The following is a 20429-nucleotide window of genomic DNA, read 5'->3' as shown; positions in this document are numbered from 1 at the left end:
GATCAGAAATCAGTCCAGTAGACTGATTTCCCCGCATAGGCGGTTCCCACTTTTCGGGATGCGCTTTAATTTTCCGGTTCGGTCACGGCGCGATAGCGCATGGTGCCGAGATAGCTGCCGAACCCGTCCGTATTGCGGGCTAGAACTTCGGTCAGCATGAGATTGACGACGCGATGACCATTGAGGTCGAGTGGTTCTTCATCGAGCCTCGTTGCGATACGCCCGGCAATTTCAAGCACGCGTTTGCGGCCTGCTTCACGCGCCCATATCTGGATATTGAGATAATGTTCTCCACCCGGCTCAGAGGCCGTATTCCAGTCCTTGCTCAGCGTTTCGCCAAGCGTGACATAAGGAAATGGAGTCTTGGGCGGAACGTGATCATAAACATGCTCACCCCCAAGTGTTTCAATAAGTTCTTCGTCATTCTTCAAGGCGTTATAAAGTGCCTTCTGCAATGCTGCCGCGCCGTTCCTCATCTTGCTCCCCGCTTGATTTTTGAGTGTCGCGCCGGGCAATCAGCTGCCCGGTGGTAATATCCTCCCGCACCGCGATTTGCCTGAAACGCAGTGCCCGAACGAGACCATCGAAGGTCAGTTTCATCGTGATATTCACCGCCCCTCCTCCACCGCCAGGCAGATAAGGTAACGTCCGCGTTCATCCGGATCGTGGACAGAGCGCAGCGTGAAAACACGCCCACCTTTGCGGAAGCGTTTGTCTGTCGCGATATCTTCACGATGACGCACCAGAATGCGGTGGGTGATCTCCGGGCGTGGCCGGATACCGAAATCCCGCTGACTAGTTGATAGGGGTTCAATACGACCCCAAACAGTCCCGATCTCCGACCATGTTTCGCGATAGCCACCCATGTCATCAGCAACAGACTGCATGGCTTCCAGGGCCAACTCAGTCGTGAGCTGACCCGGATCAATAAACAGCACGTTGTTCATAGGGATATTCGTCGCCAGCTATCGACCATCGTGGGCAGTTCAGCCTTGGCTGTATCCAGACCTGCGCGGTTCTCATAGAGATGCGCGGTCAAAGTGAGTATTGCCTGCTTGAGTGCATCCGGCACTTCAACGCCGGTTTCCCCAAACCCTGCAATAAAGTCGACCTCAAGGCCACAGAACGTCTGTGCATCCGGATATTGCGCCATGTAAACACGTTGCGGACGGCGGCCATGCTGGAGCATGAACTCTTCAGGCTCCATGCCGATTGCACTGCCGTCGGGACGATATGCGACCACAGCTGTGACAGCTTTTACCGGATACTTGAAAATAGCGAGACGCCCCGAGCGCGGCCAACGATCAACGCGAAGACGCCATGTCTGATCAACCAGTGCAAGTCCGGTCTCGGCTTCGACAAGCTCGCGCGCGGTCTTGATGATACGGCGCAGAACATCATCTTCACTATCGGTCGAAATTCGCAAAAATGCGCGTGCGTCAGCAATCGTCACCGGCTCCAGCGCCGGCGGCGTGACAAGAAACATTGTCATGTATTTTCCCCTTAAATAACTCTCAAATCAGATAGTTACGCATGCAACCCCAGAAAAAGATTCAACCTGTTCGCAAATTGAATCTAGCTGCCAAAACCGGCAGGGAGATCACTGCTAAAAATATCAGGCTGCGAATTTCAGAAGCTTGATCGCATCAAAATCCTGCACGCCGCCGCCCACGCGTTTGGTGGTGTAGAAAAGCACATATGGCTTGGCAGAATATGGATCGCGCAACACGCGCACGCCGATACGATCCACCACCAGATAACCGCGTTCAAAATCGCCAAAAGCAATAGGCGTTCCGTCAGCAGCAATGTCTGGCATATGCTCGGCCTCGACCAGACCAAAGCCCATCAGCGATGCCTTTTCACCAACAGCCGCTGGCGGCTGCCAGAGGTAATTGCCATCCGCATCTTTCAGCTTGCGCAACACGCTCTGCGTCTTGCGGTTCATCACGAAATTGGCGTTCTGGCGATAACCAGCTTTCAGCGCATAGATGAGTTCAATCAGTTTGTCGGATGGATCGGAAGCAGGCAATGCGCCGTCAACACCAGTGGCTATGTGGCCGATCTTACCCCACTCCCAACTCGCATCTTCAACGGTGCTATAGCTCAGGAAGCCCATCGGCTTGTTCAGGCCATTGCCGGTGATGAAGGCAGCAGCTTCCTGTTCGGCAAAGGCTGCTTCGACTTCTTCGGTGATCCACTGCTCAACGTTGACAGCTGCGTCATCAAGCAATGAAGAAGTGGCCGCTGGCATTGCGTAGATTTCCATCGTTGGGAACTGCAGCTCTGCAAGCTTGGCCGAAGCGGTCTGCGGACGCGCATCGGTTTCGCCGACCCAGCCCGTTGCCGGGCCACTGACCGAGAATGGCTTTTTCAGCACGGCACCAGAAACCTGGCGCACACTGGAGATGCCACGTATCGGCGAGAGCACGGCCAGACGGCGACCGATTTCAGTCTCTAGTTCCGCAGGCACCAGATAGCCACCGTCCGGACCAGAGGCATAAGAATGTGCCTTTTGCTCAATGCCACGCATCGCCTGCTCGTCGCCACGGCGCACATAACCGTCAAAGGCCTGCTTATGCTCGACATCAACAATAGCATTGCCCTTGCCAAGCTGCGGACGGGCGCTTTTCAAAACATACTGGTCAAGTGCTTGTTTCTGTTCGTCGAGCGCGCGGTTGATACGATCAACCTTGTCGCGCAACAGCACATCGACATCGGCGCTCTTTTCAACCTTCTTCAAACGTTCGTCATTGGCTTCACGGAACGCCGAGAAGGCTGTCATAAACTCGTCGAAGGCTTCCGAGACATCGCCATTATTCCCAAGCGCCTTCGTTTCCACGCTCTTGGTTTCGAGCGGGATTGCATGATTTTTTACCATTTTTGATCCTGATTTAATTGAGTTGCATCATCTTGCAGGCGGCGCGCATACGCTGCGCAAGCGCCTTATCATCTGCCTGGAAAGCGTCCCGCCCGTTCCGGCTTTGCATGGCTGCAAGCGCTGAATAGCCTTTGGCTATAACCAGACGTGCAGCAGAACGGCTCAGCCCCGCATCCCGCGTGAGCCAGCGTTCAAATTCTCTGACTGTCGGCAATTCCGCCTTCAGATTATCAATGCGTGCCTGTGGCAGCATGGGAAAAGTTACCACCGAGATTTCCCAGAGATCTGCTTCCGTGACGTGGCGCAAACCGGTCCGCGCATCCTTGCGCGCTTTGACCGTGCGAAAGCCGATAGACAAGCCATCCAGCCCGCCAGCGCGCATGAGTTCCAGGGCTTCGCGTGCGCGTGCCACGCCTTTGGCCAGTCTGCCCTCGACATAAAGGCCGCGTGCATCCTCACGAACATCCGTCCAGACACCGATCGGTTCAGCCGCATCGTGTTGCCAGAGCATTCGCACGCCCGATGATTTGCGCGAGGTGAGCGACTTCGCAAAGGCGCCTTTTTCGATCACATCATTGCCGAGATCAGCTAAACCAAACACGCTTGCATAGCCTGAAAAGCTGCCATCGATTTCGATCTCTTCAAGCGCCAATGATGCACGCTTAGTTTCAAGTTTCAGGTCAGGCTTTGCCATTCCTGTTCCTTTCAACGGGTAGAATTCCAGTTAGCGATGCGTTCTTGGCCCGCTCAGCAAAACGTTTGAGAATGCCCAGCACAGACCATGCCGCGAGGCTTGCAGCCGTCGACCCCATCAACATGAGTTCGGCTCGCCCAAGCAGGGTCTGCAGAGAAAGCGTTTCGGCAATTTTCACGCCTGCAGCGCCCCCAAACACCATGCCGCAGATGATGCCGACCGCAAATCGGATTGCCGCTTCCCGCTTGCCATTTGGCAGCATATAGGCGAGCGACACGGCAGAACCGGCCACCGCGCCCGCAACCTTGGCAAACCACACGAGACTTGCATCAGACGCCATAACGGTTTCGCTCAGATTGCTCATGAAACTCTCCTTTCCGCACGCGGCTGATAGCCAACCGCATCGCGTTTCTCGTCATCACTCAGGAATGAGGCTTCCGACACGCGCCGCCAGAGCGATTCCCGCTCCAGCGACAGACCTTCGATGCGGTCAGTATCGTGCTCAAGTCTGAGATCGTCACCAAACAATGGACCCAACCAACAACCGAAAGCCTTTGCCGTACGGTTGATCAGCGGCAGCACTGTCAGGCGATAAAATGCGCGGTTGGCTTCGGCATAATTGGCGTAAGTGTTGTCGCCCGGAATGCCTAGCAGCATCGGCGGCACGCCAAATGCCAAAGCAATGTCGCGAGCCGCCCCATTTTTCGCTTCGATGAAATCCATATCCTGTGGGCTGTAACCCATAGCCTTCCAGTCGAGTCCCCCTTCAAGAAGCAGCGGCCGTCCCGCACCAGATGCTCCGGTGTAGCCCTCCTCAAGTTCGGTTTTCAGGCGGTCAAACTGCTCTTCAGTCAGGTTGCCACCGTCTTTGGGCGCATAGACCAGCGCACCGGAAGGCCGTGCAGAGTTATCAAGCAAAGCCTTGTTCCAGGCACCTGCCGCATTGTGCAGATCAAGCGCCATCAGAGCTGCTTCAAGCGGCGGAAAACCATAATGATCATCCAGCGGATGAAAAAGCTTCAGATGCAGGCCAAAACACCCTGCCCCCGCGAGCGAAACCATGCGGCTCGTATTGGCTGAGCGGTAGACCAGCGATTGCGGCCAGCCGTCACTCGATGTTTCCAGCGTCACTCTTTCAGGCCGCAGAAGATGCAGCTCACGTCTACCGCTCGGCAGATCGACGCGCTCGACATATGCATTTCCCGAAATCAGCAAATGCCCATAAAGCCGTTCGAAGAAACTGCTACCATCAAGCCCGCATTGCGGTGTCGCGATGAGGTCGAGCAACGGATGCACTTCATGTTCGGTCATGCCTTCATAGAACAGCCACGGTACATTGCTGGCCGCTTCCGCGATCAGCCGCACGCAGCGATGCGCGACCGGATTGCGCATGAAGCCCTCGCGAGCGAGCGACGTATAATCCCGCGCAATCCACGAAGCGCCGCGCTCCATATGCAGCGCCACGAAGCCATTTGCGCTTTTTCTCTCTCGCCCCGCTTCAGAATACGAAGGGGCATTCGCAGCACCTCTGCGCCACGGCCAGTTCCACGCCATATATCGGCTCTCCAATAAAGTTAAATTTTACCCGAAGCGCCGGATACGTGGCTTTCGTTCGCCACCCAGCATGAGTTCGGCCAGCGCCCAAACGAGTGCATCAAGGCGATCCGGCGAGCGTCCGTTCGAGAGCCCTTCCGGCGCAAAGTCACACATTTCGTCTTCAAGTGCTGCGAAACGCCCGGTATGGCGAACACGCCCCTGTTCATAAAGGGCTGCCACCGGTTCGGCGCGTAACCACTTGCCGCGCGAGGCACGCCGCATCAGAACCGGCACCGTCGCATCTTCCGCCGCAAGCACGGCTGCAACCATTTCGCCGCCCTGATTAACCTCAGCCAGAACCGCATCCGCTTCAAAGGAATGATAAAGCGCAATCGCCCGTCGCGCCCATTGATGTGGCTTGGCCATGTTCATGGTTTCATCGGCAAGCACATGCGCAAAACCATTTTCATCGATACCTGCAACCACAATCCCGCAAGCATCCGACGACTTACCCGAAGAAGCAGGAGGGTCGATCGCCACCAGAATGCGGATAAGTTGCGGTGCCTGAACCTCAAAGCACTGTTCTATCCGCTCACGCGACCACAAGGTGCCTGCGCGTTCTTCGATAAGCTCGCCTTCCAGTTCCTGTCGTCCGAGCCTTGTTCCGGCATATCGCTGGTTAATCGTCTCAATAAAACCATTCGCCAGATTGGCTGCGTTTTCAGATGTCCGCATATGCGTCATCGAAACTGAAACATCGCATATCAATGCCTTCAACAAAGGCACGGCCCTCGGTGTCGTCGTCACAACCTGACGCGGGAAATCGCCCAGACGCAGGCCAAATTGCAGCATGTCCCATGTGGCTTGTGGGTTCTTCCATTTCGCCAGCTCATCACACCATGCAGCATCAAATTGCGGTCCGCGTAAACCATCCGGATCTTCGGACGAATAAAGCGATGCCACCGCACCATTGTCCCACAGAAGTCGCTTACGCGTTGCTTCATATCGCGGCCGCGAAAGCCGTGAGACTGACAATATGCCGGAGGGACCATCCACCATCACCTCGCGCGCATCGGCAAAAGTTTCACCGACCAGCGCGATGTGCCCACAAGCCTTTGCTGCAAAAGGTGCCAAGCCCAGTGCCATGCCAGACACCCATTCAGCACCAGCACGCGTTTTGCCAGAGCCGCGACCACCCAGAATAAGCCAGGTTCGCCAACCAGCGGGCGGCGGCAATTGCGCATCACGCGCCTTGAGCAGCCATTCGCTTTCCGCTGTCATGATCTGATTTCGCGTCAAGTCCGCGCCCCAAGATTTCCTGCGCGCGCCTTTTTGCAAGTTCGTCGATTCTCCTGTCTATGCGAGCCAGAGCCTGTCTGGCTTCATGAAGGCTTGGTGCCAAAGCACCACCGTCCACTTCCGACGCCCCCGTCTCAACTGCAAGCTCACCAACCGTCTTCACGGCTTTCGCCAGAGCCATGAGGGCTTCTGCCTTGTTTTTGTCTGGCAGCTCCTCCCCATCGATCAGTTTGTTGAGCTCAGTCCGCAATCGTTGCAGAGCATTTTCGGTGCTGGACGATTTGATTTGCACCTGCTCATTCAGACCAAAGCGCTTCAACCAATGAAGATATTGTCTCTCGGAGCATCCCATCACCTTTGCGATTTCGGTGACGGCAACGTCGTGTTTCATTTGCAGGCGAAAAGCCAGCCTGACCCTCGCCTCGCGGCAGTCGTCAATTTTTCGCGTTTTCAACGGCCTTATCCGTCAAACTCCCCTTTTCATGCAAAACCCCGAAAGCATGAAGCTTCCGGGGTTTTGCATTGCCGATAAGAGCCGGGGGTATCGAGGCTTCTTCGGCACCAGTCACACTTTTCTGACTGTATCTAATAGCTAGCAAATGACCGTTACGCCGTCAAGGACTATTTTCCTATCAATGATTATTTTCCTGATCTTTTTATGATATCTGTTTACTAATTTACGTGAGTTATAGCTTATTAATCTGATATGATTGACGGGTAGGTTTCGCTCGTCTCACAACTTTAACGGCTATAAAGTAGAGTTCATGCGTAAAACAGCCGATGAAGATACTGACAAGAAAAAGCGCAAGCCCTTCCGGGTTTCGCGGCTCATCGGTCTTGACGCCTGGATTGACTCCGGCCTCTATAATCTGCGTTTTTATGCCCGTGAATGGTGGGAAAACATCACTATTTTCTCCCGGCGCTTCCGGGTGCGCGGGTTCCGTCGTCTCGTCGTCGAGGTTCTCGATGAAGGTTTTACGCTCGGCGTGATCGGCTCTGTCGTCATGCTTGCGCTCGCGCTGCCTGCCTTTGAGGAAACCAAGAAAGACTGGCGCGCGCAGGATGATTATGCAGTCACATTCCTCGACCGTTACGGTAACGAAATCGGCCAGCGCGGCATCCTGCACCGGCAGGCTGTGCCGATTGATGAATTGCCCGACCACGTCCTCAAGGCAGTGCTCGGCACAGAAGACCGTCGCTTTTTCGATCATTACGGCATTGATTTCTGGGGGCTGAGCCGTGCGCTGAGCCAGAACCTGCGCGCCAACGGTGTTGTTCAGGGCGGCTCTACTCTCACACAGCAGCTTGCCAAAAATCTTTTTCTTTCCAATGAGCGCACGATCGAACGCAAGATCAAGGAGGCTTTCCTTGCAATCTGGCTTGAAAGCAATCTGAGCAAGAAAGAGATACTCCAGCTTTATCTCGACCGCGCCTATATGGGCGGCGGCACCTTCGGCATCGCGGCCGCATCCGAGTTTTACTTTGGTAAAAACATCAAGGATGTAAGTCTCGCCGAAGCTGCCATGCTGGCAGGCCTGTTCAAAGCGCCGGCGAAGTTCGCGCCTCATGTCAATCTTCCTGCCGCCCGCGCTCGCGCAAATGTCGTTCTATCAAACATGGTGGAAAGCGGTTTCATGAGCGACGGACAGGTGGCAGTTGCGCGCCGCAACCCGGCCAGCGTCATCGACCGCGCCAAAAATGAAAGTCCAGACTATTTCCTCGACTGGGCTTTTGAAGAGGTGAAGAAAATCGCGGGTAACGTGCCGCAACACACACTGACGGTGCGGACTACGCTCGACCGCAATATCCAGAAGGCCGCAGAAGAATCGCTCGAATTCCATCTGCGCCAGTACGGTAAGGATTATAAGGTTTCCGAAGCTGCAACAGTCGTCATCGCCAATGACGGCTCGGTGCGTGCGCTGGTTGGCGGACGCGACTACGGCGAAAGTCAGTTTAACCGTGCGACGAAGGCGCTGCGGCAGGCTGGATCATCCTTCAAGCCATATGTTTATGCAGCTGCGATGGAGAAAGGAATGACGCCGAACACCATCGTTTCCGACGCGCCAATCAGCTGGGGCAACTGGTCGCCACGCAATTATGGCCGCAGCTTTGCCGGTCGCGTGGACCTGACAACCGCGCTCGTGCGCTCGTTGAATTCCGTGCCGGTTCGGCTGGCGCGCGATCATCTTACGACCGCGCCGATTGTGGCGCTCACCAAGGCAATGGGTGTGGAATCACCCATTTCCTCACACAAGACCATGGTGCTTGGTACGTCCGAAATGACCGTGATGGATCAGGCGACAGGCTTCAACGTCTTCCCGAATGGTGGGATGGCTGGCAATCGTCATGCCTTCACGCAGATCGTCTCTTCGGAAGGCAAAGTCCTCTGGGACTTCTCTCGCGATGCGCCCAAACCACATCGGGCGCTGTCCGAGAAAGCGGCTTTCGAAATGAATTCGATGCTGGTGCAGGTGCCTGAACGCGGCACAGCCCGCCGGGCAGCACTTCCAATGACGCGCGTTGGCGGAAAGACCGGCACGACACAGAATTATCGTGACGCCTGGTTTGTAGGATTTACCGGCAATTTCACCGCCGCTGTCTGGTTCGGCAATGATAATTTCACGCCGATGAAGGATCTGACTGGCGGCGTGCTGCCTGCCATGGCCTGGCAGCGAATGATGAATTATGCCCATCAGAATATCGAGCTGAGGCCAATTCCGGGCATCACACCCGCCTTCCCTGCACCGGCCAAGACGGCTGAGCCAAAGGTTGCTGCAACCGGAAAGCCGGAAGAGATGATGTCGGCACCACCGCGCGTTCTGTCACCTGTCGCCACGAAGGCGCTCAAGGAACTCAACGACAAGATTCGCAATGCGCCACCTGTACCTGCACTTGCCGGGCGCTCGAAAGTATCGGTACTCTGAGCGCCTTATGCTGAAGACTATTCTCAAAGTTTTGGTGGTTCTGGTCATCTCGCTTGGTGGGGGCATCTGGGTAACAGATTACACCCTCGACAATTTCGATGGTTTTGGTGAATTGCAGTTGGGTGCATGGAGTGCTTACCCGGCTTCCGGCACGACAGACGCTGATCCTTATTCAAAAGCGCGCGCTGCCCGTAAAGCCTACCTCGCTATCGGCACTGCTGAAGGCCTCCCCTTCTATGCGCGCCGTGACAGCAATGGCGGGGAGCTGCGTCGTGGGTGCAGTTATCGTTTGACCGGCCTTACACCATCAACGCGGTTCTGGACGCTCTATCCAGCCAACACCAATCTGGAGCCTATTGTTCCTCGCGAAGGACTTCAGACAGCGCTGCATTCGCGTGAGATGCTCTATGATAATGACGGGCGCGTGCAGGTTACGGTTGGTCCGAATGCAAGCCCGGACAATTGGCTTCCTGTTGAAGGTAGCGGCAGCTTCGTTCTGGTGATGACGCTTTACGACACGCCGGCTGCAAGCTCTTCCGGCCTCGTCGATCTTGTAATGCCCCGTATTGTGCCGGTCGCAAATCTGGAGGCATGTCGTGGCTAAAGTCCTGCGTTTACTGCTTCTTGGCCTGATCGGTGCTGCAATCGTGCATATTGCTGTTCTGCTGCTTGTCCCGCTTTATTCAAGCAAGAATGCATGGTCGCATCTGGAAGCTTTAGGTGATACCTACCGCTTCCACCTTCTATCCGAAAAATCAGGGTTGATAAGTGATCAGGACCCGCTGATGGAGCAGGCTGCCTGTCGGTTTGATTTGTCGGAAGGGCCGGTCCACATCACGACGAAAGGCGCCACGCCCTTCTGGTCACTATCTGTCTATGCTCCCAATGGTGACAATCTTTATAGCCTCAACGACAATGTATCGGCCGACAAACAGCTTGATCTCATTATCGCTGACCCGATTGGCATCGCTGCTCTTCGCTCTGAAGGCGTGCAGAATGATGGACGCTCGATCATTATTGAGCAGGATGTAAGCGAAGCCGCAGTGGTTCTGCGGAGTTTCATTCCCGATGCAAGCTGGCGTCAACAAGTTCAAAACTTCTTCACGCAAGCGAGCTGTGCGCCGTATGAAGCGAGCTACAGCGGTTCCAGTTAAGAAAGAATCGTTGGAACCGCTGTAAGCTTTGGTTTTTAAACTTGCCTTTATCCCGAAACTGGTTCCCACTTTCGGGAGACATGCTGTCGTTAACTACCTGCAAAACAGACACTTTCCTACTCACGGTTAATGAGTTGCTAAGGCTTCATGCCTATTATCCAGTCTGCCGACATGCGGCAGGCCGCGTTAATAGTATTAGCCTACCGGAGTACCTTGCGTGACAAACGATCAGTTCCGCGTCCTGGAAGAGATTTCAGGCAATCGGAACCAATCAAATTTGAGAGCTGATGGGAGCAAAGCAGATGACCTTCTTGGCGCTGCTATAGCTGCGTTTGCCTCAATCACACGCCCCGGACGGCATGATGCCCACCAACTTGAAGATCTTGCATTTCCGCTGCTTGAACGCGCAACTATGCGCGGCAAGCGGCAGGCCGCTTCTGCGCTGGCACAGATTGAAGACGCGCCACGACGCCTCGTATTGTCGCTCGCAAGCGAACCTGTCGAAATTTCCGCACCGATTCTTTTGCGTTCGCCTGTGCTACGGTCTGAGGATCTCGTCGATATCATCGGCAAGAACGGCCTTGCTCATGCCCGCGCCATTGCCCGCAGACAATCCGACGATGCGTTGTTGAAGGGCGTGTTACGCAGCTTCACCGATCCGGTTATTGATAGGCTGTTGGCCTTACAGGAAAACCTTGCTGGGCTCGGAACCGATAAGACTGAAATCCAGCCCACCATCAATGAGGCCGAAAAATCAGAAGGCGAGCTGCCGCATCAGCCATCGTTTTTCAACTCTGGTGCCTTATCCAGCCCGGAACATCTCATCGATACAGCCCTTCTGATCGACGACCAGATTTTCCGCACGGCATTGGCTGATTCTCTCGACGTATCTTTTGAGCGTGCCGATCACATTATCGGTCAGTGGCCCGCCTCACATTTACCTATCGCCTTGCGTGCGCTTGGCTTGTCTGCTTCGGAATGTTTCATGGTCATGTCTGCCGTGCTTGGGCCAGTGGCCGCTGATCGCGAAGGCCTGCGCGAATTCATTCAGATTTATCGTTCAATTGATCAGGAAAAGGCTGTCATGCTCGTGCGCCGATGGAAGGCAGATGACATGTCCAAACTGCTTCGCAGCAAGTTGCGCGAGATGGTAACGGCTACGGATGACGAGGCCGCAACGAAGCGTTCAACCTTATAGCTCGTCTTTCGAGACTGAGAAAAAGCCCTCAGGATCGGCAATATCTTCCAGCTCTATAAGCCAAAGATCGGGATCAAATCTGACCTCTCGATCCATGCGTTCTGATGCTTTAACGTCATCGACATCATGAAGAATGCGCAGAAACATGCGCTCTCCGTCTGTGTTTTCCTCATAGGACGTTTGCGGCGCCGGTGAATAAAGGTCACATGTGCCAAAGCGCGAACTTACCTTGATGAAAATTGCACCGGCTTCTTTAGAACCTCGGCGGGCGAGATACGCAAAGCCGCCCTCGCTCTGGACTTTGCGTATGAGTGCCGAAACCCAGAAATCCGATGTCAGACGCATAGTTTACCCTGCATCAACTGATGAGACCGATTTCACGCATCTTGGAAATCAGTGCGGCATCCACTTCGCCGGTGACACGAAGATTGAACAGCTTCTGGAACTCGCGAATCGCGTCCTGCGTGGATTTACCCGGAACACCATCAACGCTCACCATTTCGTTGCCGAAGGCTTTGAGGCCAGCCTGCACCCGCACGATATCCTGCGAGGAAATCTTTGCCTGCTGCTGTACGGCAGGTTCTGCAGCCAGCTGCTTCTTTTCCTGCCTCGGCTTGCTTTCCAGCGATGCAAGGTCAGGTGCACGTTTTGCTGATGCGTCGATTTTCAAAACTGCCGGTTCAGGCCTTGGGGACGGCACCGCTAGATCAATCACCTTCGCGACATCATCTTCATTCGCCGTCTGCACCGCGCCACTTTGTGCCGGAACGCCTACCTTCTTTTGAAGTGCCTGCCAACGCTCAATTGCTTCGCGTGTTTGCGGACCGGTAAATCCGTCGACAGCACCTTTATAGATGCCGAGCGTCAGCAATCTTTGCTGCAGTCGAGCAATTTCAATATCGGCATTTGGCGCAAGGGCGGGCAGCATTTCATCAATCGAGCCGGTCGTTTGCAGCCGATCAGGAGACAGGTCCGCAGTTTCCGTCGGTTGCTGATCTGGCTTCGTCTCAGCCGTTGCGGGTGTTTCCGCATTTGCCGTTTGGGTAGGTGCTGTTTCCTCAGATTTGTTGGCAGCAGCCGTGCCCGGCAGAACCGCACGCGGCGTTGCCTTGAACACAAAGTCCGCACGGGTTTTAAAGAAGACGGCATTGTGCGCTTCTGGCTGGTACCAAAGCGCATTGGCTGAAACAAAGCCCATCACCACAGCAAAGGCTGTCGCGCCGCCGGTCAGCACGGGATTGCGCACAATGAATTCGCCAGCAGCTATCGCCAGTTTAGAAGCAGAATTGAAAAAGAACTGAAGGAGGCGGCGACCGAGACTATGCCGTTTTGCGGGTTTGCGCATCGATCCGCTCTGGGCCTTGGTCCCGGTTTTCGTCTTTCTGCCACTCATTAATCCGTTCTCCCTGGTGACGGTGGATATCAATCACCGTGCCAAGCTTCTGTTGGTCTTCTTCTCCCAAAGAATCCTGCTCAAGCAGTTTTTGCGGGCCTGCGACCGGCAGAAGAACAGTTACGACCGTTCCCTCACCCACACAGCTCTTAATGGTCATCGAGCCCTGATGAAGCTCGACCAGCCCCTTGACCACTGAAAGGCCAAGTCCACTTCCCTCTTGCGCACGCGTATAGTTATTGTCAGCTCGCACGAATGGCGATCCGATGCGCTGCATATCTTCCGGTTCGATACCGATACCCGTATCGGCAACGATGATTTCCAACTGTGGGCGTCCATCAATCATGACGCGGGTAGCGTCGATGGTGACGCAGCCACCAGTCTCGGTAAACTTCACCGCATTGGCAGCAAGATTAAGCAAAATCTGCTGTACTGCACGGCGGTCAGCAACGACCTCCCCGGTTGTCGCGTTCACACGATGACAGAAGGCAAGACCCTTCTTTTCAGCGAGCGGCAGCATAACTGCTGCACACAGTTCAGCAGCATCACGGAAGCTGAAGCTCTGCGGTTCGATCCGATACGTGCCGGTTTCCAGCCTTGAATTATCAAGGACCGAATTGACCAGCTCGAGCAGATAGTGGCCCGACTTGTGAATGAGACCGGCATATTCACGCTGCTTTTCATTCTGCAGCTGGCATCCCATTTCATGCGACAGCATATCGGAGAAGCCGATGATCGAATTGAGCGGCGTACGCAGCTCGTGGCTGACAGTTGCGAGCAATCGACCTTTGCCGATGCGTTCCGCTTCAAGCTGCGCCTTCAGCGCATTGATTTCCTCAATGAGCTTCTGCTCACCTTCAAGCGAACGGCCGATCAGCGTGATCACGCCATTCATAGCCGCACCATCCATGCGGAATGACAGAAAGACCGGACTACCGTTTTCAAGTGTGCGCAGACGAATATCTGCTGCGCGGGCAGTGCGCGACGAGCGCAGGTCTGCGAGAAGCGACAAATATTGCACGCGATCAGCCACATGAACGCGATCAATCAGTGCCGTGCCTTCCAGCATCTTGGGTTCAACGCCCAGAACGGCGGCAGACTTCGCATCAATTTCCGATACAATACCTTCAGCATCCATCGAAAGCTGCACATCGCCTTCAGCAATGACAGGCTTGTGCAAAGTCTGTGGCGCCGCTGTTATCGCGCTTCGGATCATGAAGCTGCGCGCAACGAGGCTCGCCATGTAAAGCATCAAAACAAGCAACGAGACCGACGATACACCAGCAACGGTGGCGCCGCCGATCAACCCAAACGCACTTAGTACGGAAGCCGCAACAGCTGCGCCGCCAAGTATTGCCATAGGCTTGCGGCTCACAAACCATGCTTCCAACGGCAAAGCTGCAGCCATAAGCCAAAGCGTGACATTGCTGGTATTCGCGAAGGCGGCAATTGAAACCAGCCCTGCGCCATAGGCGGCAAAATTCAGACCACCAAGGACTGCGGCACTCAAGCCCATCAGGCTCAGAGCACAGAAAATCATGGCAACGCCTGCAAGGCTCGCCGCGAGAACGGCTATGGCTGCAACATCAGTCACCACGCCGGATGCGAGTACCGCAGCAAACAAAAGAACCGGGAAAAGCATGAATGAGCCGACGACGCGAATCGCAGACGCGTCTGATTGCTCAGTCCAGCGCTGACAGAAACGTTCGTGAAAACGCGCGAGCGCCTGCACCTGCGTGCCTACGATCTGTGCTGCGTTCAAAAGAATGGCGCTCAACTTGCCTTACTCACTCAATACTCGTTTGGCTTCACCATCAGAGATCAGCCCGTCGACAGTAGAATTGCAGGTGAGGCTTTAAAGAAACGATAAAACTGAGCCGTGTTGCGTCCATTGAGCCAAAATCTGACGGTTCAGAGGCCGGGTTTTTTCACTATGGTAAACAGAAGGTAGACAAGTGACATCAAGGCCTTCGGCTCTCGGCATTTGTTTCATGTCATGAATGCGTCGAATCCGTCAGTTACGGAATCTTTTCAAATTCCGTAGAGAATAGCCCCGAAGCTTCCGATCAACATTTTTGAGCTAATGATCCGTTTTCTCATCAAATCCGCAATCTGGCTGTCGCTGGCATTCATGGTGATGCCGCACTTCTTTCCTGCGGATCAGGAAAACACATCGACGAAGAACAGCGCTCCGGTTCAAACCAAAGCGGAGCCGGATTCGATTGACCAATTGCTCAATAATGGCAAAACGGCCCTGGAACTGGGCAAGCTTTGCGTAAACAATCCTGCTTTGTGTGAAAACGGCGCGTCTGTTCTTTCCAGTGCCGCGAGCGGTGTGCTGGAACGCAGCGGCGGAGTACTTGAATTTTTAAGCGATCGCTTCGGCACAAAGCCGCAGACTGCGGTGCCAGTTACTGTAACGCAGGACACAACGACGGAGCAGCCCACGAAAAGCGTACTCCATGTCATTCCCATCCCTACGCCACGCGCTGAAGCACTGCGCGCACTTGATCATTCTTCTACAGGTGCAATTCCCGCACGCAAGTGATGCTTTTCCGTGACCTTTGTCACATTTATCCCTATATAGACGGCATATCCGGGATCAAATCTGAGCAAATATCATGACCACCACAATCGACAGCATAATCTCCGACTTCGAATTTCTCGACGATTGGGAAGACCGCTATCGCTATGTGATTGATCTTGGTAAGGAATTGCCAGCCTATCCAGATGATGCCCGTGACGCGGCGCATAAGGTTCAAGGCTGCGTCAGCCAGGTGTGGCTGAAGACTATTCCACATGAAGGCAATGATCCGGTTGTCGAATTTCTCGGCGATTCTGACGCCCATATCGTCCGCGGTCTCGTCGCTATTGTGCTTGCATTCTATTCCGGTCGTAAAGCGTCTGAAATCGTCGCTTCCGATCCGGAAGAGGTGCTGAAGAAGCTCGGACTTGATGAGCATCTTACGCCACAGCGTTCAAATGGCCTTCGCTCCATGGTCGCGCGCATCCGCCGCGATGCGGCAGCATTGAAAGTCTCAGCCTAAAGCATTTCCTGTTCAGATTGAATCATTGGAGATGCTTTATCTGTTTGTCTTTACGCGCATCTTATTCCGAAAACCGGTTCCCACTTTTCGGGAGGCGCTCTAGCAACTTTTCGACGGCAAGAGCTGCAGCAAACAACAACTTGTCTGCACCATTTCGGGCTGTCAGCATGAATCCTGCTGGCATTCCTTTAACCGGCATCGGCAGAGTGATGCTGCAAAGGTCGAATTGATTGGCGATCTGCGTGTTACGCAGCAGCAATCCTTCAACGCGGTCATATTCAACTGGATCTTCGCTGACAGACGCAATCGTCGGCGCAACAATTGGCGTCGTGGGGGTTACGAAGAAATCCAGGCCACCCAATCGCCGGTCCATTTCCTGAACCAGATTTTTCCGCGTCTGCATCAGCTCTTCATATGCCTGATCTGAGACATTCAAGCGTTCTGCAAGCGTGTACTTCACCCGATGATCGACATTTGCATCCGGGTCTTTGAGCCAGGTGTCAGCATGAACATGGCTTGCTTCAATACCGGCAATCGAACCAATCCGTGCTGCTTTGCGCAGCTCTAAAATAAGATCGTTGACCTCAAGCGAGACGATCCTAACGCCCGCATTTTTGAGAGCGTTTAACGCCTCACCAAAAGCTTCTGCTACTTCCGGCTCCATATCAGCCAAGAGCACGCCTTCCGGCAAGCCAACCGTCAGCGTGCTCAAATCTGCAGCATCAGGCAGAACGGGCGCTTCGCCAGCCATTATCGCATCCGCCAGAATACAATCGGCAACGGTCTTCGCCAGAGGGCCGATAGAATCAAGTGAAGGGGCCAGTGGAAATGCGCCATCCAGCGGAATGCGTTTAGCGGTTGGTTTAAAGCCAACCATACCATTCAAAGCGGCAGGGATTCGCACAGATCCGCCAGTATCTGAACCTATGGCGATTTCGCTCGTGCCTTCTGCAACCGAAACTGCCGCCCCCGACGATGAACCACCAGGAACGCGCGTTGGGTCCACTGCATTGGCTGGCACGCCGTAATGGGGATTTAATCCGACTGCAGTAAAGGCGAATTCCGTCATATGCGTTTTACCGACAATGATCGCGCCCGCATCTCTCAAACGTTGCACAATGAGGGCATCATTGGTGGCAGGTGATCCAACTTTACGCACGATGGAACCAGCGAGCGTTGGCTCGCCAGTTACATCGAATAGATCCTTGATCGATACAATCCGACCGTCCAGAGGTCCGCGGGAACGTCCTTCTTTGATGCGCTGATCAGCGGCATCGGCTTCATTACGCGCGGTTTCAGCATAAATTTTAACGAAGACACGTTCGGTTTTCGCTCGAGCTTCAAGCTTTGCAAGAACTCGTTCAAGACTCTGCCGATTGCTTTGCATTTTCACCCCCGCTGCTAATGCTTTGTTGTTCAAAGTCTTCAAAGGGTCAATGCGGTCAAAATGAGCACCCCCAATTCAACCCTGGTTGGGACGAGCAGTCGGACGATAATCGTCCGCACCCCAATGCAGCACTGTCGGCGACCTATGTTCGACTGCGCGCGGCGGATTATAGTGCCTATTCAGCATTGCCAGCCCCATTTTTAGCAACATCTTCCCTGAACGCACCGGCCATTGACGCTCACGCTCGACTGTTTCCAATCCCTTCAGGAAGCAACAGATATCAATCAAGACCCCGCTAAGTTCGGGGCCAACCGCTTCCAGCGCACGCTCCACACGGATTCTGCTCGCCAGTGCAATATCAGTCAGCTCGGCCATCCCGCCGGGACCGGAACGACCCGAATTGCCCACACTTGCATCCCATCGCGCAGAAATCGAAGGCATTAAAGAACCGCGCGTGAAATCAGCCCTTAAGCGCTCGCCTGCCCGAAACTCGTCCTCAGAAATGAAGCTGCAACCATCGGCACTTCTAAGGCGATAAAGCTTTGCGAGCGGAGATTCGGCTGGATTAATTTCAACAGTCTCCCCCTGCTCCGTTTCAATTGTCTGACTGACCCGTGCTGTCTTTGCTGGTTTGACACATTTTGCAGCGACCTTGCGGATTGGCCCAGAGAGAGCCAGGCGCTGGCCATCACAGATGATGACGCCGCGCTTCTGCATTTCACCGATCTCGAAACGCGTTGCGGCAATAGTTCCCTGCTCGCCAACCAGCAATACATGCGTTTCGCGAACGGAATCCTGCATTTCGCAGCCGCCCTGCTTTAAAAAGCGGACCAATCTTGTTTCAGAAGCTGATAACCCCACACTCATGCTGCCATCCTCCAAGCCGAGAACCCTGAATTCACAACCTTTTCAAGTGTGGAAACCACTGCATCAAAATCTTCGTCATCACGTCTGTCTTCAACAAGATGGCACGCATAAACAACGGTGCTCCTGTCTCTCGAAAACCCACACGCAACCTCGCTCATCACCATTCCAAACGATGTGTGCGCCAAATACATTCCGATCTGTCTGACCTGTGCTACTTCTCTTCTGCATCTTAGCGGTGAACGCAATTCAGCGCCGCTTACAGAAAAATGTGCCGACAACAAATCGATCAACGCGTCACAGAGTTCCACGCTTTTTTCCTGGCGCCTGCGACCTAACGCACGACCAGAATTATCTATCCTGAGGGCTCGACCGTGTCGCGCCGCAATCACCTTCAAAGCCTCAAGAGCTTCAGCCCGGGTATGGATGATATCTGTTAGTTCCAAAGACATTCATCTTTCCTCACCGTAATAGGAATATCTTCTTATAGTGAGGAATTTGCAAGCGTGGATAAGTTTTTTACAACAGAAATTTGATACCACGTCTAATAAAATTAAAAATAATAGGAATTTATCCATCAAACTACGAAATGCGCGATCCTTTCGGCACAAAATTAAGCCGACGAGGAGTATGATAATGGAATTAGTCCTAAGAGAAGCAACCCAAACCTTTTTGAACGCGCGCAACGAAGAGCGCATGAGCGCGATACAACGCGCAGCGCTGCAAATCATAGCAGGGATTGATATGGATAAGCTTCTCCGCGCCCCAGTTGAGGAGCAGCTGCAGGCAAAAGGCCGCCTAAACCGCCTTATCGAACGCGAACGCCTTCGTGGTATGCGCGGACACTGGAGCTATGATCTTAATCGACATATTGCATTAAAACAGGCTTTGGACCGGCTATGCGGGATAAAAGCAAAGCAAAAGTCGATGCTATAAATTCAAATGAATAATGGCCCGGAGAGCATGACGGTTACCTCATGCGTTCCGAGCCATCATCAAACAAATGGCATGTCAGTATCGAAACACAAGCTTCCGATACCAGGATTTGATTACAGCGGCTCCAGTTCAGACTGAATCGTTGGAACCACTGTAACTGTTTGGTTTTACGCATTATCCAAAGCAAAACTGCTTCGCACTCTTGCTGGAAATGCTATAATTATGCGTCCTTAGGCTTGCGGCCCAGACCCATTTTCTTTGCAAGACGCGAACGTGCTGCAGCATAATTTGGAGCAACCATTGGGTAGTTAGGATCGAGATCCCACTTTTCACGGTACTGTTCTGGCGTCATGCTGTAATGAGTCATCAGGTGACGCTTCAGCGACTTGAACTTCTTACCATCTTCCAGGCAGATGATGTAATCGTCAGTAACCGACTTCTTTGGGTTGACGGCTGGCTTCGGCTTTTCAACAACGACCGGAGCTTCTTCACGCTCAACGTGACGCTTGAAAGCAGAATGCACTTCCGAAATCAGGAGAGGCAGTTCGCTCGCACGAATGGAGTTGTTTCCGACGTAAGCAGCAACAACATCAGCAGTAAGGCTGAGAAGCAGTTCTGCGCTTTCGTCGTAAATTTCAGGGTTTTCCATTGTATTTCCTTTTTTTGTCTTTGCTTTTTATCAAGCAGACTGCGACTCTCAAAACCGATTGCCGTCTACGCGAATTCTTATGCCCTGCCCAACTCATTTCGCGATGCGAATACCAATGAATAGTGCCATTTGCAATAGAATTGTCAAACCACATTACATTAATGGAATTGATTTCTTCTTGGTTGTGCAAATACAATGTACTTAAACACAAAAAACCAATTACCGTTCAGACTAGAGCGTCGTGCGCCCTCTTGGGCACACAAAGGTCGCTCTAACAATCTATATTTACAGCATAACTTTACCTTAAACTGATTCAAGTTTAAGGAATTATGCTGTAGCCAAACGCGTTTGACGCTATTTTCAGCTCAGCCATATATTCTTAAAGATGGGGGGATTTGCATCTCTTTTCCGCAGCTTCATTAATTTGTAGCTCACACATAAGCAATAGTTTTTTTCTGCCAAGTCTATTT

General features: G+C 53.6%; 24 protein-coding genes. 7 read left to right on the top strand and 17 right to left on the bottom strand.

Annotated features, from left to right (window positions below):
* Positions 1–65: 65 nt before the first annotated feature.
* From CEV34_RS10255 to CEV34_RS10215, 10 genes are all read right to left on the bottom strand, one after another.
* The gene (locus CEV34_RS10255; protein WP_007874184.1) at positions 66–476 is read right to left on the bottom strand and encodes a DUF3168 domain-containing protein; all 411 of its coding nucleotides are present in this window, start codon (positions 474–476) and stop codon (positions 66–68) included.
* Entirely contained in the window at positions 436–612 is a 177-nt protein-coding gene (locus CEV34_RS26970; RefSeq protein ID WP_161624137.1) for a hypothetical protein, read from the bottom strand. Before CEV34_RS26970 ends, CEV34_RS10255 begins: the two co-directional genes overlap by 41 nt.
* Positions 609–947 carry a phage head closure protein gene (locus CEV34_RS10250; protein ID WP_007874183.1) on the bottom strand — a complete coding sequence of 113 codons (339 nt, stop codon included), beginning with the start codon at positions 945–947 and terminating at the stop codon, positions 609–611. The genes CEV34_RS26970 and CEV34_RS10250 overlap by 4 nt, the downstream gene beginning before the upstream one ends.
* Entirely contained in the window at positions 944–1492 is a 549-nt protein-coding gene (locus CEV34_RS10245; RefSeq protein ID WP_007874182.1) for a head-tail connector protein, read from the bottom strand. The genes CEV34_RS10250 and CEV34_RS10245 overlap by 4 nt, the downstream gene beginning before the upstream one ends.
* A gap of 123 nt (positions 1493–1615) precedes the next feature.
* Positions 1616–2878, bottom strand: a complete 1263-nt coding sequence (locus tag CEV34_RS10240; RefSeq protein ID WP_007874181.1) for a phage major capsid protein — start codon at positions 2876–2878, stop codon at positions 1616–1618.
* 13 nt (positions 2879–2891) lie between these two features.
* Positions 2892–3572, bottom strand: a complete 681-nt coding sequence (locus CEV34_RS10235) for an HK97 family phage prohead protease (RefSeq protein WP_094543551.1) — start codon at positions 3570–3572, stop codon at positions 2892–2894.
* Positions 3559–3936, bottom strand: coding sequence for a DUF6107 family protein (locus CEV34_RS10230; protein ID WP_007874168.1), 378 nt, complete (start codon positions 3934–3936; stop codon positions 3559–3561). Before CEV34_RS10230 ends, CEV34_RS10235 begins: the two co-directional genes overlap by 14 nt.
* Positions 3933–5126 (bottom strand): phage portal protein, encoded by a 1194-nt coding sequence (locus CEV34_RS10225; RefSeq protein WP_007874167.1) that lies wholly within the window; start codon positions 5124–5126, stop codon positions 3933–3935. Before CEV34_RS10225 ends, CEV34_RS10230 begins: the two co-directional genes overlap by 4 nt.
* Positions 5127–5153: 27 nt before the next feature.
* Entirely contained in the window at positions 5154–6389 is a 1236-nt protein-coding gene (locus CEV34_RS10220) for a DNA-packaging protein (protein ID WP_007874166.1), read from the bottom strand.
* Positions 6352–6861: a hypothetical protein gene (locus CEV34_RS10215; RefSeq protein WP_007874165.1), complete on the bottom strand. Its 510-nt coding sequence runs from the start codon at positions 6859–6861 to the stop codon at positions 6352–6354. The genes CEV34_RS10220 and CEV34_RS10215 overlap by 38 nt, the downstream gene beginning before the upstream one ends.
* Positions 6862–7171: 310 nt before the next feature.
* On the opposite strand from CEV34_RS10215, the gene CEV34_RS10210 reads away from it, so the two are divergent.
* From CEV34_RS10210 to CEV34_RS10195, 4 genes are all read left to right on the top strand, one after another.
* A complete protein-coding gene (locus tag CEV34_RS10210; RefSeq protein ID WP_007874163.1) occupies positions 7172–9331 on the top strand; it encodes a penicillin-binding protein 1A in 2160 nt (719 codons plus the stop codon).
* Positions 9332–9338: 7 nt separating this feature from the next.
* Positions 9339–9935: a DUF1214 domain-containing protein gene (locus CEV34_RS10205; RefSeq protein ID WP_007874161.1), complete on the top strand. Its 597-nt coding sequence runs from the start codon at positions 9339–9341 to the stop codon at positions 9933–9935.
* On the top strand, positions 9928–10485 hold the full coding sequence (locus tag CEV34_RS10200) for a DUF1254 domain-containing protein (RefSeq protein WP_007874158.1): 558 nt from the start codon (positions 9928–9930) through the stop codon (positions 10483–10485). The genes CEV34_RS10205 and CEV34_RS10200 overlap by 8 nt, the downstream gene beginning before the upstream one ends.
* A gap of 217 nt (positions 10486–10702) precedes the next feature.
* Positions 10703–11683: a DUF2336 domain-containing protein gene (locus CEV34_RS10195; RefSeq protein WP_007874157.1), complete on the top strand. Its 981-nt coding sequence runs from the start codon at positions 10703–10705 to the stop codon at positions 11681–11683.
* On the opposite strand, the gene CEV34_RS10190 is transcribed toward CEV34_RS10195, so the two are convergent.
* The 3 genes from CEV34_RS10190 to CEV34_RS10180 are packed head-to-tail and all read right to left on the bottom strand — an operon-like array spanning position 11678 to position 14853.
* Entirely contained in the window at positions 11678–12028 is a 351-nt protein-coding gene (locus CEV34_RS10190; protein WP_007874156.1) for a DUF1491 family protein, read from the bottom strand. The two genes, CEV34_RS10195 and CEV34_RS10190, sit on opposite strands and share 6 nt — an antisense overlap.
* A 13-nt stretch (positions 12029–12041) precedes the next feature.
* Positions 12042–13028: a peptidoglycan-binding domain-containing protein gene (locus tag CEV34_RS10185; protein ID WP_039859588.1), complete on the bottom strand. Its 987-nt coding sequence runs from the start codon at positions 13026–13028 to the stop codon at positions 12042–12044.
* The gene (locus CEV34_RS10180; protein ID WP_007874154.1) at positions 13003–14853 is read right to left on the bottom strand and encodes a sensor histidine kinase; all 1851 of its coding nucleotides are present in this window, start codon (positions 14851–14853) and stop codon (positions 13003–13005) included. Before CEV34_RS10180 ends, CEV34_RS10185 begins: the two co-directional genes overlap by 26 nt.
* 306 nt (positions 14854–15159) lie before the next feature.
* Between CEV34_RS10180 and CEV34_RS10175 the strand changes: the two genes are divergently transcribed.
* A complete protein-coding gene (locus tag CEV34_RS10175) occupies positions 15160–15624 on the top strand; it encodes a hypothetical protein (protein WP_007874153.1) in 465 nt (154 codons plus the stop codon).
* Between the two features lie 73 nt (positions 15625–15697).
* Positions 15698–16123, top strand: coding sequence for a SufE family protein (locus CEV34_RS10170; RefSeq protein ID WP_007874152.1), 426 nt, complete (start codon positions 15698–15700; stop codon positions 16121–16123).
* A gap of 61 nt (positions 16124–16184) precedes the next feature.
* Here the strand turns inward: CEV34_RS10170 and CEV34_RS10165 are convergent, their stop codons facing one another.
* The 3 genes from CEV34_RS10165 to CEV34_RS10155 all read right to left on the bottom strand — a co-directional run bounded on the left by CEV34_RS10165 (position 16185) and on the right by CEV34_RS10155 (position 18820).
* Positions 16185–17510 (bottom strand): amidase, encoded by a 1326-nt coding sequence (locus CEV34_RS10165; RefSeq protein ID WP_007874151.1) that lies wholly within the window; start codon positions 17508–17510, stop codon positions 16185–16187.
* Between the two features lie 75 nt (positions 17511–17585).
* Complete coding sequence (locus CEV34_RS10160; protein WP_007874149.1) at positions 17586–18377, bottom strand: DUF6456 domain-containing protein; 792 nt, start codon at positions 18375–18377, stop codon at positions 17586–17588.
* Positions 18374–18820 (bottom strand): helix-turn-helix domain-containing protein, encoded by a 447-nt coding sequence (locus CEV34_RS10155; protein ID WP_007874145.1) that lies wholly within the window; start codon positions 18818–18820, stop codon positions 18374–18376. Before CEV34_RS10155 ends, CEV34_RS10160 begins: the two co-directional genes overlap by 4 nt.
* A 187-nt stretch (positions 18821–19007) precedes the next feature.
* On the opposite strand from CEV34_RS10155, the gene CEV34_RS10150 reads away from it, so the two are divergent.
* Positions 19008–19310, top strand: coding sequence for a hypothetical protein (locus tag CEV34_RS10150; protein WP_039859592.1), 303 nt, complete (start codon positions 19008–19010; stop codon positions 19308–19310).
* 220 nt (positions 19311–19530) lie between these two features.
* On the opposite strand, the gene CEV34_RS10145 is transcribed toward CEV34_RS10150, so the two are convergent.
* Positions 19531–19959, bottom strand: coding sequence for a Ros/MucR family transcriptional regulator (locus CEV34_RS10145; RefSeq protein ID WP_007874141.1), 429 nt, complete (start codon positions 19957–19959; stop codon positions 19531–19533).
* Positions 19960–20429 lie beyond the last annotated feature (470 nt).

Origin of the sequence: Brucella pseudogrignonensis, assembly GCF_002252525.1 — a bacterium.
Taxonomy (GTDB): domain Bacteria; phylum Pseudomonadota; class Alphaproteobacteria; order Rhizobiales; family Rhizobiaceae; genus Brucella; species Brucella pseudogrignonensis.
This window is presented reverse-complemented; position numbering and strand designations above follow the sequence as displayed.

Coding starts and splice junctions, on each gene's coding strand:
- CEV34_RS10175 (WP_007874153.1), top strand. CDS start 15,160: ATGATCCGTTTTCTCATCAAATCCGCAATCTGGCTGTCGCTGGCATTC.
- CEV34_RS10250 (WP_007874183.1), bottom strand. CDS start 947: ATGAACAACGTGCTGTTTATTGATCCGGGTCAGCTCACGACTGAGTTG.
- CEV34_RS10225 (WP_007874167.1), bottom strand. CDS start 5,126: ATGGCGTGGAACTGGCCGTGGCGCAGAGGTGCTGCGAATGCCCCTTCG.
- CEV34_RS10240 (WP_007874181.1), bottom strand. CDS start 2,878: ATGGTAAAAAATCATGCAATCCCGCTCGAAACCAAGAGCGTGGAAACG.
- CEV34_RS10220 (WP_007874166.1), bottom strand. CDS start 6,389: ATGACAGCGGAAAGCGAATGGCTGCTCAAGGCGCGTGATGCGCAATTG.
- CEV34_RS10230 (WP_007874168.1), bottom strand. CDS start 3,936: ATGAGCAATCTGAGCGAAACCGTTATGGCGTCTGATGCAAGTCTCGTG.
- CEV34_RS10235 (WP_094543551.1), bottom strand. CDS start 3,572: ATGGCAAAGCCTGACCTGAAACTTGAAACTAAGCGTGCATCATTGGCG.
- CEV34_RS10160 (WP_007874149.1), bottom strand. CDS start 18,377: ATGAGTGTGGGGTTATCAGCTTCTGAAACAAGATTGGTCCGCTTTTTA.
- CEV34_RS10245 (WP_007874182.1), bottom strand. CDS start 1,492: ATGACAATGTTTCTTGTCACGCCGCCGGCGCTGGAGCCGGTGACGATT.
- CEV34_RS10255 (WP_007874184.1), bottom strand. CDS start 476: ATGAGGAACGGCGCGGCAGCATTGCAGAAGGCACTTTATAACGCCTTG.
- CEV34_RS10190 (WP_007874156.1), bottom strand. CDS start 12,028: ATGCGTCTGACATCGGATTTCTGGGTTTCGGCACTCATACGCAAAGTC.
- CEV34_RS10170 (WP_007874152.1), top strand. CDS start 15,698: ATGACCACCACAATCGACAGCATAATCTCCGACTTCGAATTTCTCGAC.
- CEV34_RS10145 (WP_007874141.1), bottom strand. CDS start 19,959: ATGGAAAACCCTGAAATTTACGACGAAAGCGCAGAACTGCTTCTCAGC.
- CEV34_RS10165 (WP_007874151.1), bottom strand. CDS start 17,510: ATGCAAAGCAATCGGCAGAGTCTTGAACGAGTTCTTGCAAAGCTTGAA.
- CEV34_RS10210 (WP_007874163.1), top strand. CDS start 7,172: ATGCGTAAAACAGCCGATGAAGATACTGACAAGAAAAAGCGCAAGCCC.
- CEV34_RS10205 (WP_007874161.1), top strand. CDS start 9,339: ATGCTGAAGACTATTCTCAAAGTTTTGGTGGTTCTGGTCATCTCGCTT.
- CEV34_RS10185 (WP_039859588.1), bottom strand. CDS start 13,028: ATGCGCAAACCCGCAAAACGGCATAGTCTCGGTCGCCGCCTCCTTCAG.